Here is a 15,604-nt window from a genome sequence, read left to right on the forward strand (position 1 = left end):
AACTACAAACTGTAAACACCAAACTGTCCCAGATCGCCTATTTTTACTCCCATGAAAAAGCCAATCAGCTGCTTTCTCGCGCTGCTCCTCGCCGTTGCGGCACAGGGGCAGGAGCAGTGGGACCTGCGGCGCTGCGTCGACTATGCGCTGGCCAATAATATTTCAGTGAAGCAGCAGGATGTGCAGGCGCGCCTTGCCCGCCTTAGCTACGACCAGTCGCTGCTGTCGCGGTACCCGAGCCTCAACCTGAGCTCCAACCTCGGTTACAATTCGGGCCGCTCCATCGACCGGACCACCAACCAGTTTACCGACAACCCGTTCTTCTACAATTCCCTGTCGCTGCAATCGAGCGTCGACGTGTTCAACTTCTTCGCCAAGCGCAACCTGATCGAGGCGAACCGCATCGAGTCGATGGCCGCGGGCGCCTTCGTGGAAAAGGTCAAGAACGACATCGCCCTCAACGTGGCCACCACCTACCTCACGGTACTGCAGGCCCGCCAGCAGGTACAGATATTACGCCTGAAGCAGCAGCAGACCGCCGCGCAGCTCGACGTCACCCGCAAGCAGGTGAAGGCCGGCGCGCTGCCGGAGCTCAATGCCGCGCAACTCGAAGCACAGATCGCGCAGGACTCGTCGAACGTCGTGAATGCAAAGACCACCGAGATCCAGACGCTGTATAACCTGAAGGCCCTCCTCGCCATCGATGCGGCCCAGCCCTTCGACGTCTACACGCCTCCGGTCGACGTCATCCCCGTGGAGCCGCTGGCCTCCCTGCAGCCCGATGCCGTGTACCAGTCCGCGCTGCAGAACCTTCCGCAGCAGCGCTACAACGGTCTCCGCATCCAGGCAGCACAGAAGAACGTGGCCGCCGCGCGTGGTGCCATGTATCCCGGCGTAACCGCCGGCCTGGGCGTTCAGAGCAACTACGTGAGCACCGCGAAGCAGCAGAACTTCAAAAGCTTTACGGGCGCTATCCCCGTGGGCTATGTCGGCGGCACCAACCAGGATGTGTTCACCAATGTTACCAACTACCCGGTGCCCGATGGGCAGCCCTATAAGAGCGGTTACTTCACGCAGTTCAACAACAACCTGAGCAAGTTTGCCGGCTTCACCATCAACGTGCCGATCTTCAACGGCGGCCAGGCCCGCACGGCCTGGAAGCGCGCGCAGCTCAACCTGCAAAACCTCCAGCTGCAGCAAACCGCCGACAGCCTCACGATCAAGCAGGACATCTACAAGGCCTACGCCGACGCTCTCAACGCGCTGGAGAAATTCAACGCCGCCGGCAAAGCCGTCGAAGCCAGCCAGCGCGCCTACGACTTCGCCACGAAGCGCTACGGCATCGGCCTCCTCAGCACCTTCGACCTGCTGACCGCCCAGACGACCCTCTACACCGCGCAGCTGCAGCGCTCCTCCGCGCAATTCGAATACGTGTTCCGGATGAAGCTGCTCGAATTTTATAAAGGACAAGGACTTAAACTATAGAAAGCGTTTGTGGTTTGTCGTTTGTCGTTGGTAGCTAGAAGTTAAAGACAATCGGCAGAAAAGGCAGGCATGTTCCGCTACGAAAACCACAAACCACAAACTACAAACCACAAACTCTTATGAGTAAATCAACCAAATGGATCCTGATCGGCGTGGCGCTGCTGCTGCTCGTGCTGGTGATCGTTAAGGTGAGCGCCGGCAACAGCGATACAGGAACGAAAGTGGCCGTGGAGAAAGTGACGGCCCGTACCATTACCGAAACTGTCAACGCATCGGGCAAGATCTACCCGGAAGTGGAAGTAAAGGTGAGCTCCGACATCTCGGGCGAGATCACCGACCTCAACGTACAGGAAGGCGACAGCGTGGTGAAAGGCCAGGTGCTGGCGCGCATCTTCGCCGACATCTACTCGGCACAACGCGACCAGGCCGCCGCGCAGGTAGCGCAATCGCAGGCCCAGGTGGCCAACAGCTCCGCGGCCATCGCCGCCCTCAAGGCGCAACTCGACCAGGACCGCCAGAACTACAACCGCTACAAGCAACTCCACGACGACAAGGTTATCTCCGACGCCGAGTTCGAGCAATACGGCACGAAACTCCGCGCCGCGCAGTCGCAGTACGACGCCGCCATGCAGGGCATCCGCGCCGGGCAGGCCGGTGTGCAGGGCTCGCGCACGCAGCTCCAGATGGCCAACAAGAACCTGAACCGCGCAACTATTCTCGCTCCTATGAGCGGCGTCGTATCGCAACTCAATGTGAAGAAAGGCGAGCGCGTGGTCGGTACCGCGCAGATGGCCGGCACCGAGATGCTCCGCGTGGCCAATATGGGCTCGCTTGAAGTGCGTGTGGACGTGGGCGAGAACGACGTTGTGAAAGTGCACGTGGGCGACAGCGCCGATGTGCAGGTGGACGCCTATAACACCCGCAAGTTCCGCGGCGTTGTTACGCAGATCGCGTCGAGCACCAACAAGACGGGCGCCGCCCCCACGACCAACGACGTTACCAACTACGAAGTGCATATCCGCCTCGACCCGGCCTCCTACGCCGACCTGCTCGACCCGGCCCATCCCCGCACCTTCCCCTTCCGTCCCGGTATGAACGCGTCGGCCGATATCAAGACGCGCCGCCGCACGGGCGTTAACGCCATCCCGATCACTGCCGTAGCAGCCCGTGTGAAAGGCAGCGATAAGAACCTCGCCGACAAGAAGAAGGAAAAGAAAAGCGGGTCCGACGACGATGCCGGCATCGATGAGGGCGACAACGCCGCCCCGGCCGACGATCTGGAGGAAGTGGTGTTCGTGCTCAAAGCCGACAATACCGTGGAGCGCCGCGTGGTGACCACCGGTATCCAGGACATCAACTATATCGAAGTGCTCAGCGGCATCAAGCCCGGCGAGCAGGTGGTGACGGCACCCTTCAACGCCATCAGCAAAAGCCTGAAGAACGGCGACCGCGTGAAGGTGGTTCCCAAAGACAAATTGTTTGACAAGAAATAATCCGATGCCCGACTCTCTCACTTACGGCGTGATCGGCAGCGGTAGCTGGGCTACCGCGCTGGTCAAGATCCTTACCGACAACGGCCACAGCATTCACTGGTGGGTGCGCAACGAAAAGCAAAGCGACTTTATCCAGCGCCGCCGCCACAACCCGCAGTACCTGCCCACCGCCTACCTCGATGTATCGAAGCTGCGCATCGCGGGCAACGTGGGCGAGGTGGTAGCCGCCGCCGACGTGCTCGTGCTCGCTGTGCCCTCGGCCTATATCACCGAGGTGCTGGAGCAGGTGCCTGAAGGCGCCTTGCAGGGTAAGAAGATCGTATCGGCCATCAAGGGCATCGTGCCCGGCCGCGATGTGCTGCTCAACGAATACCTCACGGAGCAGTACGGCGTGCCGCTTGCCGACTACTTCGCCGTGCTCGGGCCCTGCCATGCCGAGGAGGTTGCTGCCGAAAAGCTTTCCTACCTCACGTTCTCCGGCATCGACGACGCACTGACGGCAACGATCGCCGACGACTTCCGTACGCCCTACATCAACACCGTTACCAACCACGACATCATCGGCGTACAATATGCCGCGGTGCTAAAGAACATCTACGCACTCGGTGCCGGTATTGCCCATGGCCTCGAATACGGCGACAACTTCCTGAGCGTGTACATCGCCAACAGCGCCGACGAGATGGCCGGCTTCCTCCAGAAAGCCGGGATCGAGCATATCGAGGTGGGCAAGCACGCCGCCGTGGAAGGCGCGCAGCGCAGGGATATCAACTACGCCGCCTCGGTTTATCTCGGCGACCTGCTCGTAACCTGCTACTCGCTCTACAGCCGCAACCGCACCTTCGGGGCGATGATCGGGAAAGGCTACACCGTGCAATCGGCGCAGCTCGAAATGAACATGGTGGCCGAAGGCTACAATGCCTGCAAGTGCATGCACCATATCAACAGCCGCATCGGCGCCGACATGCCCATTGCCGACACCATCTACCGTATTCTCTGGGAGCGCCTCGCCCCGGCAGAGGGTTTTGAAACGATTGAAGGAGTGCTGATTTAATGTGGTAATGTGGTGATGTGGTGATGTGGTTATGGTGCTTCGGCTACGCTCAGCGTGACAGTATACAGCAGGTGCTCCGTCATGATAGTCTTGTGGAAGAATAGCGCACTGTCAGGGGAATGCGTTGGAACCTCTATCGTTCTCCCCTCAACTACAAACCACAAACCACAAACTACAAACTACAGATTTCCCTCAACTCCAAACCCCAAACTCCAAACCCCCAACTGCCTTTGCTCTTCAACTCCCTTTCCTTCGCCCTCTTCCTGCCCGTGGTTTTCGCACTGCACTGGCTGCTGGGGCGGCGGGCTGCGACGCAGAACGGGATCCTGCTGGCGGCAAGCTGGTATTTCTACGGATGCTGGGATGTCCGGTTCCTCGGGCTCCTGCTCTTTTCCACGCTGCTCGACTGGGGCTCGGGGCTGCGCATTGCCGCTGCAACGGGTGCGCGCGAACGCAAGGCCTGGCTGGTTCTCAGCGTGGGAGCGAACCTTGCCTTCCTCGGCTTCTTCAAATACTATAATTTCTTTGCCGGCTCCTTCGCGGAATTGCTCCATAGCGCAGGACTTCCCGCCAGCATTCCGCTGCTGCGTCTTGTGCTGCCCGTTGGCATTTCCTTCTACACGTTTCATGGCCTGTCGTACGTGATCGACTGCTACCGGCAGCGCATCGCGCCGGAGCGGAATTTCATTACGTACGCCCTGTTCGTGTCGTTCTTTCCCTTGCTGGTGGCAGGTCCTATTGAGCGGGCTACGCACCTGCTGCCCCAGCTCAAGGAGCGGCGCGTCTTTAGGTATGAAGAGGCCGCCGAAGGCTTGCGGCAGATGCTCTGGGGCTTTTTCAAGAAGCTCGTGATCGCCGACAACTGCGCGCTCGCCGCCAACCTTGTGTTCGACAACGAGGCGCGCTACAGCGGCAGCGTGCACCTACTTGGTGCGGTGTTCTTTGCGATCCAGATCTACGCCGACTTTTCGGGCTACTCCGACATCGCCCTCGGTGCTGCCCGTCTCTTTGGGGTCGACCTGCTCCGCAACTTCGCCTTCCCGTATTTCGCCCGCGACATCGCCGAATTCTGGCGCCGCTGGCATATCTCGCTCACGAGCTGGTTCCGCGATTACCTGTACATCCCCCTCGGTGGAAGCCGCTCGGGGCGCGCGATTGCCGTACGCAATACACTAATCATCTTCCTGGTCAGCGGGTTCTGGCACGGCGCGAACTGGACCTTCCTGGCCTGGGGCGCCCTGCATGCGCTGTATTTCCTGCCGCTGCTGCTTTTCGGCCGCAACCGCATGCACCTCGCCGTCGTTGCTCCGGGGCGCTGGCTGCCGTCACTCCGCGATGCGTTCCGGATGGCGGGCACCTTCCTGCTCGTTACGCTGGCCTGGGTGTTCTTCCGCGCACCCACGATCGGCGCTGCGATCCGTTACTTCCGCGGCACCTTCCGGCCTTCGCTCTTTTCGGTGCCCTGGTTCCCGCCAATGGCGCTGCTGACACTTTTCTTCTCCGCTTTTTTATTTGGCGTCGAATGGCTGGGGCGTGAGCGGCCCTATGCGCTGGCCGGCTTCGGTGCCCGCTGGCCGCGGGTTGCCCGCTGGGGCTTCTACGCGCTGCTGCTTTCGCTCATCGGGTTGTATATGGTCACCGGCGAGCAGCCTTTCCTGTATTTTCAATTCTGAGATGAAGCGCTTTGTTGCCGATACCGCCCTGTTCCTGCTCTTCGCCGCCGCGGCGTACCTGGTACTGCTGTTCGCGGTTGGCGCGACGGTGCCGCAGCGTTACCAGAAGAACGTTTTCAAAACACCCGATACGCGCTCCTACCTCCGTGAGCGCATCGACGAGCTGCCACGCGCAACAGGGCCCGACCTGCTGGTGCTTGGCCCCTCGGTGGCCCAGTATGGCTTCGACCCGCGCGTGTTTGCCCGGAGCGGTTACCGCCTGTTTGTGCTGGCCTCGAGCGGGCAGAACACGATGCAAACGCATATCCTGCTGAAGCGCTACCTCGATGTGATCCGGCCGCGCCGGGTTGTGCTGGCGGTATATCCCGAGATGAACGTGGAAGACCGTATCGAGCCGAGCCTCGACCTCATTTTGAGCGACCGCGTCGACGCCGACAACTGGCGCGACCTGCTGCGCCGTCCTAATCTACGTCTCTCCAACACGCTCCTGTACTGGTGGATGCGGCAGGAGCTGGGATGCCCGCCGCCGGCACTGCGCTACACGAGCACCCTCGATCGCTATGTAAGCGGCGGCTTCCAGGAACGCATTAACCCCGTGCCCAATCCCGACCTCGCCATTGCCTGCACGCCGGGTCCGAAGCCGCCGCTCAACCCGGTACATATGCGCTACCTCGACTCCTGCCTGCTGATGCTGCGGCAGCGCGGTATTCCCTATGTACTGCTGCAGGCACCGCTCAGCCCGAAGCGCTATGCGTGCCACCGCGACGCGCCGCTTGTCGATTCCGTATTTCTGCGGCATGGTCCCTATTACAATTTCAACGGGCGCATTGCGCTCTCCGACAGCTTCGACTTTGTCGACAACGTGCACCTCTCGCCCGCCGGCGCGGTGAAATTCAGCCGGGCGGTGATCGATCAGTTCGAGAAGGACGCATTCCTCCGGCACTGATGCGCCATGGAGAATAGGGGAGAAGCGAGTACTGAAATTTTGATGGAATGGACGACGCGGATCATCAGACAAACAACTCCGCCGCGAGCCCGTCCGCGCGGAGCATTCCTTCGTCGGTAAGCGCGAATCCGCCCGCGCTGGTCCGCACGAGGCCCTCCTGTAGAAATACGGAGAGGCGTTGCTCGATCGCGCGAAGCTCCTGGCTGCTTGCCTGGGCCGAAATCCGCTCCAGCAGCAGGCCCTCGGTCGTGCGCAGCGCGATCATCAGGTACTCGTTGAGCCGTTGCTCGCGCGTAAGCGTTTCCTGTTCAAGAGGTGGAATTCCCTCACCGATGGATCGTATATATACGGGATTGCTGGCGATGTTCCAGGCGCGCTCGGTCCCGTTGTAGGAGTGGGCCGACGGGCCAAGACCAAGATAGGAGAGGCCCTTCCAGTAGCTCGAGTTGTGACGGCTCCGCGCACCGGGTTTTGCGAAGTTCGACACTTCGTAGTGCTCGTAGCCCGACTCCCGGAGCCAGCGCATCAGCAGCACGAACTGCCGCGCCTGCTGCTCGTTGTCGACATCGCGTTTCTGGCTCAAAGCGACCTGCTTGTGCAGCGGCGTTTTTTCTTCTACCGTAAGTGCGTAGCAGGAGAGGTGGGAGATGCCGTAGCCGGTGGCGATGCGCACGTTTTCTTCCCAGCGTTCGTCCGACAGGAGCGGGGAGCCGTAGATAAGGTCGATGCTCAGGTTGTCGAAGCCGGCGGCAAGACTGTCTTCGATGCACTGCCGCGCATGGGCCGCCGTATGGGCGCGGTTCATCCAGCGCAATTCGTCTTCGAAAAACGATTGCGTGCCGATGCTGAGTCGGTTCACGCCAGCGGCTTTCCAGGCACCGAGGCGGGCTGCTGTGATGTCGTCGGGATTGGCTTCGAGTGTGATCTCCGCGTCGTGCTGCACAGGATAGTGGCGGCGGAGGGCGTCCAGGATCCGCTGCAGCTCACCATCGTCGAGGAGGCTGGGGGTGCCGCCGCCGAAATAGATCGTTTCTACGGGCGCGCCCTGCAGGTACTCTTGCCGCAATTCCGCCTCGCGCAGCAGCGCCGACACGAGCTCGGGTTTGAAGCGAAGCGAGGTGCTGAAGTGGAAGTTGCAATAGTGACAGGCCTGCTTACAAAAGGGGATATGCAAATAAATTCCGGCCAACGGCGTTCTGGATTGAATACTTTTACAAACGTGCGGACGAAGGTACAGCAAATGCTTGCGGTGATCCTGTTAATGCTGGCCGGCAGCGCGCTGCGGGCTCAATACAGCCTTCGGTACGTACTGGCCGATTCGGCCGCGCACCCCGTGCCGCCGGCCCTCCACAACCTTTTTCCATCGAGGACAGCCGCCGCCGCCTACCTCGCAACGCTTCCCGCCACCCTTCGCGGTCTCGGCTATGTAACCGCTTCGCTCGACAGCACCCGGCTCGATTCGGCGGAAGGAACGGCGCACCTGTTCCTCGGCGCGGCCTATCGCTGGGCCCGCCTCAGCACCCGCCCCGACGATGCGGATCTCTATGCGGCACTTCGCTGGAATGCCGCGTCCTTCAGCAACACGCCCATGGATTTTGCCCGCCTCCGCACGCTGCAGGAGCGGCTCCTCGACCGCCTCGAAGACAATGGCTACCCCTTCGCCCGCGTCTTCCTCGACTCGGTCCGCATCAACGGCGACGAGGTAAGCGCACTGCTCCGGGTTGATCGCGGGATGCACTACCTGATCGACAGCATCCGCGTTTACGGCGACCTCCGCATCTCCAACGAGCTGCTGCAGCGTCACCTCGATCTCCCGGCCGGGTCGCCCTACAGCAAGCGGCGCCTGCAGGCGGTCGACAAGCGCCTCGCCGAGCTGCCTTATGTGCAGGTGGAGCGCCCTTCCGACCTGACGATGCTCAACACCGGCTCGGTGCTGAACGTGTACCTCAAAAACAAGCGCAACAGCCAGGTAAATGCCCTCGTGGGCTTCCTGCCCAACCCCGACGTCAATGCCCGCAAGAAGCTGCTGGTGACGGGCGAGGCCAACCTCCTGCTCCGTAACGGGTTTGGTGGCGGCGAAACCATCGGCCTCAACTGGCAGCAGCTCCAGCAAAGCTCGCCGCGCCTTCACCTGCTCTTCGAGCAACCCTACTTTCTCCGGAGCCCCTTCGGCTTCGGGCTCGACTTCGAGATGTTCCGCAAGGATACGACCTTCCTCAACCTGACCTTCGACATAACGGCCCGCTACCGCAACGGCAACGGTATTGCCAGCCTGTTTTACCAGCGGCGCTCCACCATCGTCAACGGCGTCGACGTGCAGCAGGTGGCCGCCAGCCGCCGCCTCCCGTCCGAAGCCGACGTCGGCTCCAACAACCTCGGGGCCGGCTATGAGTGGAACGGCACCGACTATCGCTACAACCCGCGCCGCGGCACCGAATACCGGATCCTGGCTTCGGCGGGTATTAAGAAGCTGCGCCCCAACAACCAGGTGCTCGAGCTCAAAGACCCCGCCGACCCGGCCTTTTCCTTCGCCCGGCTATACGACACGGTGAAACTGCGCACCTACCAGTTCAGGGCCACCTTTTCGGGCGCACACTTCTTCCCCGTGGGGCGCCAGAGCACGGTGCGCGCGGCCCTCAACGCGGGCCTGTTCAGCAGCGGCAGCATCTACCGCAACGAGCTGTTCCAGGTGGGTGGCTACAAGCTGCTCCGCGGCTTCGACGAGGAGAGCGAATACCTGTCGCAGTATGCCATCGCAACGGGTGAATTCCGCTATCTCCTCGACCAGAACTCCTTCGTGTTCGGGTTCGCGGATATCGGCGTGGGACGCCAGCCGGAGCCCGTGAACGCCACCCGCGGTTACCTGGGCACCGGGCTCGGATTGTCGCTCAGTACGAAAGCCGGAATCTTCAACCTGGCCTGGGCCATCGGGCGCCGCGACGATGTGCCCTTCAACCTGCGCAAAAGCAAGGTGCACCTGGGTTACGTCAGTTATTTCTGATATCGCCTCATCAGGGGCAGCCTGTGCGGACCGGTAGGTATTTACACTTTCGTCGCCGGGAATGTAGCGTCCGCATACGGCGGTGCCGTCCTTTCTCCTAAATTTGTTGCTGTCCCATGAAAAGCTGTCGAACCCTTTGCCTGATGCTCCTTTTGCTGGCCGGCCTGTGCGCCGGGGCCCAGCAGCGCGACAGCTCCCGCCGGCGCGATACAAGTCCTGCCCTTTCGGCCCCTCCGTTAGTACAGTCGTTTGACACAACGCTCCGTGCAGACAGCCTCCGCCGCGATACCTTCCAGTTGCCCGCACTCGTGGTCGTGCCGATGCGTTTCGACAGCATCACCTGGACAAGCCATCCCTTCATCAACTTTCAAAACCCGGTGCGGCTGCGCGAGTCCATCCACGTGGCGCATGGCAAGGAGTCGCTTTTCTATTGCGTGATGGGGCTGATGCTCCTGCTGGCCATTGCCCGCAGCGGCTTTCCGCGCTACCTCGCCGACCTGTTCCGGCTGTTTTTCCGCACGAACCTGCGGCAGCGCCATGCGAAGGAGCAGCTCCAGCAATCGCCCGTTCCTTCGGTGTACATGAACATCCTGTTCTTCGGGGCCGGTGCCCTTTTCCTGTACCTCGTGTTCCAGCGCTTCGGGCTTGGAGAGCAGTTTGGTTTCTGGCCGCTTTTTGGCTACCTGGCGGCCGGCCTCGCGGCCCTGTACATCGGGAAGTTCGTGGTGCTCCGCGTGCTGGGCTGGGTATTCCGCATACCTGCGTCCACAGAGGCTTACGTGTTCATCGTCTTTACCGCCAACAAGATTCTCGGGATTCTGCTGATGCCCTTTGTGCTGCTGCTCGCATTCACGGAAGGCGCGCTCAACCAGGTGGCGCTCACCCTTGCCCTGACGCTGGCCGGCGCCGTTTTCGCCTACCGCTATTTCCTGTCGTACACCACCGTTCAGCGGCAGGTTCGATTGCCGTTCTTTCATTTCCTGCTCTACCTGCTTGCCTTTGAGTTGATCCCCTTACTGCTGATTAACAAACTGTTGTTCCGCTTATTAGGGTAAAATACGTACCTTCGCCCTACATTAGGTTACCCATTTATGGTAAAAAACGAGGTTTCAAAGGCGGGTGCGCAGGCCAAAGCCGGCATGCGGATCCTGATCACACAGCCTAAACCGGAAAGCGACAAATCGCCCTATTTTGAGCTGAGCCGCAAGTATGGGGTCGCCCTCGACTTCCAGCCCTTTATCCAGCTGGAGCCTATTCCCGCTAAAGAATTCCGAAAGCAGAAGATCGATATCCAGGCCCACAGCGCCGTGATCCTCACGAGCCGCAACGCCATCGACCACTTCTTCCGTACCTGCGAGGAGATGCGCGTTTCCGTTTCGCAGGACACGAAATACTTCTGTATCACCGAGGCCGTAGCCCTCTACCTCCAGAAGTTCATCCTCTACCGCAAGCGCAAGGTCTTCTATGGCGCCGACGGGTCCAACAAGAGCCTGTTCGACGTCATCAACAAGCACAAGAGCAACGAGAAGTTTCTCTATGTCTGCTCCGAAAACCAGCAGGACTCCGAGATCACCGGCTGGCTCAAGAGCAACGGCTGCGACTTTTCGCTGGCGTTCATGTACCGCACCGTCAGCCGCGATGTGAAGGAGCTGCTTACGGCGACCGAGTTCGACGTCATCTGCTTCTTTACCCCATCGGGCGTGAAGAGCCTCTTCGACAACCGGCCTGATTTCCGGCAGAACGGCACCGTTATCGGCGCCTTCGGCTCCAACACCTCGAAAGCGGTGGAAGAGTTTGGCCTGGAGCTCGGCATCAAGGCGCCGCAGCCCCAGGCGCCGTCCATGGTGGCTGCGCTGGACCAGTTCCTGGCGTCGACCCTCAAGAAAAAATAACCGTTATTGACCCTATTTTCCCCGAAGGGACCGCCACAGCGGTCCCTTTTTCGATGCGGGGTGACAATTCATCTGATCTTTTGCGGATTTCACCGGAATAGCGATAGAAAACTTAAAAATTAATGCAATAATTGCAGTACAGGCCCGTTTAAGACGGTACGCCAAAAGGGCTTGCAGATGAAAAAAATAAGTTGTAACCTTGTGCGGTCAATTTTATCAAAAGCTTATATTTGCCCAATACCCTCGTGTATGACAATGAAAAACCATTACGTTGCGATCCTCGCGGCTGCGACTTCCCTCGCCCTTGTATCATGTGGCTCCGGGAAGAAAAGTGGTGGCGCTCTGCCGAATGACGGCCAGCTCCACGGTGTCGCTCCTGGCGGCAAGTTTGTTATGAAGCGCCCCCCCGGCATGGTCTATGTACCTCAAGGTACGTTCCACATGGGACCTTCCGACGAAGATCCGGCTTACGCCTTCAGCGCACGCAACCGCTCCGTCTCGATCAGTGGCTTCTGGATGGACGCCACAGAGATAACCAACAACCAGTATCGTCAGTTCACCAAGTGGGTAACCGACTCGATCGTAGCCAAGAAAATGGGCTATGTGAAGAGCGGCGCCGACGGCAATGAGTACGTTGACTGGGCCAAGATGAAGACCATGAAGTGGGGCGACCCCAAAGTGGTGGAGCAGCTCGGCCAGACCGACATCATCCTCTCGCCCGAAGACCGCATCTACGGTAAGAAAGAGTTGGACGCCAACAAGATCGTCTACCAGTTCGAAGCCTACGACTACGGTGAGGCCGCCAAGCGTGAGAACGCCTCCAAGCCCCGCTCGCAGTTCATCCGCAAGTATCCCATCCGTGTGTATCCCGACACTCTCGTCTGGATCCGCGACTTCTCCTACTCCTACAACGAGCCCATGGCCAAGCGCTACTACGCGCACCCCGCTTTCGGCAACTACCCCCTGGTAGGTGTTAACTGGAAGCAGGCCGAGGCTTTCTGTAACTGGCGTACACACTACCTCAACTCCTGGCTGGAGTCGAAGAAGCAGGCGCAGGAATCCGATTTCCGCCTGCCCACCGAGGCCCAGTGGGAATACGCCGCCCGTGGCGGACGCTCCCAGTCGATGTTCCCCTGGGGTAACTACTACCTCCGTAACAAGAAGGGTTGCCTGCTCGCCAACTTCAAGCCCGGCCGCGGTAACTACCCCGAAGACGGCGGTTTCTACACGGTTCGTGCCGATGCTTACTGGCCCAACGATTTCGGCCTGTACAACATGTCGGGTAACGTAGCCGAGTGGACCTCCTCCATCTACTACGAGGGTGGCTATACCTTCCAGCACGACATGAACCCCGATGTTCGTTTCAATGCCAAGGAAAGCGATCCCCCGAAAATGAAGCGCAAAGTGATTCGCGGCGGTAGCTGGAAAGATGTTGGCTACTACCTGCAAACGAGCACCCGCACTTACGAGTACCAGGATTCCGCCAAGTCGTACATCGGCTTCCGCTCGGTGATCGATCTTCCGGCCATGTCTGGCCGCGGTCGCCGCAAATAATCTTCCCAAAGAATTATCTCCACTTATTCAATAAACAGAAGACAGCTTTCGTTAGTAAAGCTGCCTTCTGTTTCATACTAACTTTTTTTAACCAACCATTTCTTAAACGCTCAATTTTATGGCAGCTGCTATTCCTCCCAAAGTAAGCAAGTATGTAGACGTAGTCGTTTCGATCGCTGCGGCGCTCGTTATCTACGGTGCTCTCCAAAAAATCCTTCACTCGCCCACTGCCGACCTTTGGCTGAAGATCGGTCTCTATACGGAAGCCGTTGTATTCCTTATCTATGGTGTTCTTTACATCATTTACCCCGCTGTTGGCGACGCCTCGCACAGCGAAGAGCTGCTGGTTGAAACCTCCGGTGGTCACAAAGCTGCCCCCGGTACCGTGCACGCCCTCGACAAGGCAATGGCACAGGCCGACATCACGCCCCAGAACCTCAACCTGCTGGGTGAGAACTTCAAGAAGCTCAACACGACCCTGACGAACATGAACCAGATCGCCGACGTAGTGAAAGTTACCGGCGACTATACAACCCGTACCGCTGAAGTAACGCAGGCCCTCTCCAAAGTGAAGGACGCGTACCTCGGTGCTGCCAACTCCGTAGGTGCCTTCAACCAGGCTACCGAAGGTGCCAAGATCTTCCACGAGCAGGTACAGGTGCTGACGAAGAACCTCTCCTCGCTCAACACGATCTACGAGCTGGAGCTGCAGGAAAGCAACAACCACCTGAAGACCCTCAATGGTTTCTACGGCAAGCTCGCCGAAACTGCCAAGGTTATGTCGAACAGCGCCGAAGATGCCAAGAAGGTACAGGAGCAGATCGCTGGCCTCGCCGGTAACCTGACCCGCCTCAACACGGTGTACGGCAACATGCTGAGCGCCATGCAGGGCCGCTAATCGCGCTGCGATCCGTTTTAAACCACTTCTCAACAACCCGACCTTTAAATTTTTGACCCGATATGGCACTACCTAAAGAGCCACGGCAAAAGATGATCAACCTGATGTACCTGGTGCTGACAGCCCTGCTGGCACTGAACGTCTCGGCTGAGATTCTGAACGCCTTCCGAACCGTAGACAACAGTCTGCGGAAGACCAACCAGACAGTAGACGCGTCGACTGTCTCGATCATTTCCTCGCTCCAGGACAAGCTGTCCGATCCCTCGTCGAAGGCCAAAGCCGAGATCTGGCTTCCCAAAGCCCAGCAGGCTCAAGCCCTGTCGAAGGATATGTACAACTACATCGGGGAGCTCCGCAACAAGATCCTGAAAGCGGCCGATTTCGACCCGACCCGCATGAAGGACGGCAAGCCGGACTCTTCGTTCCGCGCCGACAACCTCGACATCGCTACCCGCATCATGGTGGAAGAAGGCGACGGCAAGAAGCTCTTCGAGCGCCTGAAGCAGTACCGCCAGCAACTCCTGGCCATCGACCCGCTGATTGCCAAGGAATTCGAAAACAGCCTGCAGATCGACCTCAACATGCCGGTAACGCAGGACAAGTCGAACAAGACCCTGGAATCCGCTTATTTCCACATGGTGCCCACCGTGGCTGCCATCACGATCCTCAGCAAATTCCAGAACGACGTAAAGACCTCTGAGAACAAGGTGGTTGCCTTCTGCCACGAGCAGGTAGGTAAAGTAACCGTTCGTTACGACACCTTCGCCGCTATCGTAGGCCAGAACACCAACTACGTGATGCCCGGCCAGGAAATCGAAATCAATGCAGGCGTAGGTGCCTTCTCGCGCGCCGCTGCTCCGCAGATCTCGATCAACGGACAGGGTGCTCCCATCGGTGCCGACGGCCAGGCTGTACTCAAAGTTCCCGGTGGTGGTCTCGGCAAGCACAGCGTGCCTGTAGTGATCCGCTTCCAGGACCAGGACGGTAAAATGCAGACCGTTACGAAGAATGTAGAATACACGGTGGGCCAGGCCAACGCCTCGATCGCCCTCGATAAGATGAACGTACTGTACATCGGTGTTGACAACCCCGTAACTATCGCCGCTTCGGGTGGTGGTGACGACAAGGTTCAAGCCTCGATCATCGGTGGCGGTGGTTCGATCAACCGTGTTGCTCCCGGTAAGTACGTCGTCCGTGTCAGCTCGGTGACCGACAACGCCAAGATCCAGGTAATGGTTGACGGTAAAGTTGCCGGCGTATCTGAGTTCCGTGTTCGTACGATCCCCACGCCGACGGCTACCGTAGGTGGCTACGCTTCGGGTGACAACATCAATGCCGGTACGTTCCGCGCCCAGGCTGGTGTTGGTGCCTATATCAAAGACTTCCCCTTCGAGCTGAAGTACACGGTTACGTCCTTTACGCTCACCATGGATACGGAAGACGGCGATATCGTTGAAGCTCCCTGCACCGGCAACACCTGGAGCCCCAAGGCGCAGGCTGCCCTCAAAGGCCTCACAGCCGGCCGCACGGTGACCATCGATGCCATCCGCGCCCAGGGCCCGGACGGTGTATCGCGCAAACTGCCTTCGCTCGTTTACTATATCAAATAAC

Annotated in this window: 12 protein-coding genes; 11 read left to right on the forward strand and 1 reads right to left on the reverse strand. The window is 59.3% G+C overall.

Annotation, left to right across the window (positions count from 1 at the left end):
* Positions 1-51: 51 nt before the first annotated feature.
* The 5 genes from ACYU7Z_RS15225 (at position 52) to ACYU7Z_RS15245 (ending at position 6,648) form a co-directional block, all read left to right on the forward strand.
* Entirely contained in the window at positions 52-1,485 is a 1,434-nt protein-coding gene (locus tag ACYU7Z_RS15225; protein WP_460571987.1) for a TolC family protein, read from the forward strand.
* A 119-nt stretch (positions 1,486-1,604) separates the two neighbouring features.
* Positions 1,605-2,978 (forward strand): efflux RND transporter periplasmic adaptor subunit, encoded by a 1,374-nt coding sequence (locus ACYU7Z_RS15230; RefSeq protein ID WP_460571989.1) that lies wholly within the window; start codon positions 1,605-1,607, stop codon positions 2,976-2,978.
* A gap of 4 nt (positions 2,979-2,982) precedes the next feature.
* Positions 2,983-4,029 carry an NAD(P)H-dependent glycerol-3-phosphate dehydrogenase gene (locus ACYU7Z_RS15235; protein ID WP_460571991.1) on the forward strand — a complete coding sequence of 349 codons (1,047 nt, stop codon included), beginning with the start codon at positions 2,983-2,985 and terminating at the stop codon, positions 4,027-4,029.
* A gap of 230 nt (positions 4,030-4,259) precedes the next feature.
* Complete coding sequence (locus tag ACYU7Z_RS15240; protein WP_460571993.1) at positions 4,260-5,702, forward strand: MBOAT family O-acyltransferase; 1,443 nt, start codon at positions 4,260-4,262, stop codon at positions 5,700-5,702.
* A gap of 1 nt (position 5,703) precedes the next feature.
* Complete coding sequence (locus ACYU7Z_RS15245; protein ID WP_460571995.1) at positions 5,704-6,648, forward strand: hypothetical protein; 945 nt, start codon at positions 5,704-5,706, stop codon at positions 6,646-6,648.
* A 64-nt stretch (positions 6,649-6,712) separates the two neighbouring features.
* Here ACYU7Z_RS15245 and hemW read toward each other — a convergent pair whose 3' ends face one another.
* The gene (gene hemW / locus ACYU7Z_RS15250) at positions 6,713-7,822 is read right to left on the reverse strand and encodes a coproporphyrinogen-III oxidase family protein (protein ID WP_460571997.1); all 1,110 of its coding nucleotides are present in this window, start codon (positions 7,820-7,822) and stop codon (positions 6,713-6,715) included.
* A 75-nt stretch (positions 7,823-7,897) separates the two neighbouring features.
* Between hemW and ACYU7Z_RS15255 the strand changes: the two genes are divergently transcribed.
* The 6 genes from ACYU7Z_RS15255 (at position 7,898) to porM (ending at position 15,603) form a co-directional block, all read left to right on the forward strand.
* A complete protein-coding gene (locus tag ACYU7Z_RS15255; RefSeq protein ID WP_460571999.1) occupies positions 7,898-9,649 on the forward strand; it encodes a BamA/TamA family outer membrane protein in 1,752 nt (583 codons plus the stop codon).
* A 143-nt stretch (positions 9,650-9,792) separates the two neighbouring features.
* Positions 9,793-10,704, forward strand: coding sequence for a DUF4271 domain-containing protein (locus tag ACYU7Z_RS15260; protein WP_460572002.1), 912 nt, complete (start codon positions 9,793-9,795; stop codon positions 10,702-10,704).
* Between the two features lie 36 nt (positions 10,705-10,740).
* Positions 10,741-11,541, forward strand: coding sequence for a uroporphyrinogen-III synthase (locus ACYU7Z_RS15265; RefSeq protein ID WP_460572004.1), 801 nt, complete (start codon positions 10,741-10,743; stop codon positions 11,539-11,541).
* Positions 11,542-11,796: 255 nt separating this feature from the next.
* Positions 11,797-13,095, forward strand: coding sequence for a T9SS ring complex lipoprotein PorK/GldK (porK, locus tag ACYU7Z_RS15270; RefSeq protein ID WP_460572006.1), 1,299 nt, complete (start codon positions 11,797-11,799; stop codon positions 13,093-13,095).
* A 118-nt stretch (positions 13,096-13,213) separates the two neighbouring features.
* On the forward strand, positions 13,214-13,993 hold the full coding sequence (gene porL / locus ACYU7Z_RS15275; RefSeq protein ID WP_460572008.1) for a type IX secretion system motor protein PorL/GldL: 780 nt from the start codon (positions 13,214-13,216) through the stop codon (positions 13,991-13,993).
* A 62-nt stretch (positions 13,994-14,055) separates the two neighbouring features.
* Positions 14,056-15,603, forward strand: a complete 1,548-nt coding sequence (gene porM, locus ACYU7Z_RS15280; protein ID WP_460572010.1) for a type IX secretion system motor protein PorM/GldM — start codon at positions 14,056-14,058, stop codon at positions 15,601-15,603.
* The last annotated feature ends 1 nt before the right edge of the window (position 15,604 follow it).

It is taken from the genome of Flaviaestuariibacter terrae (assembly GCF_054777635.1).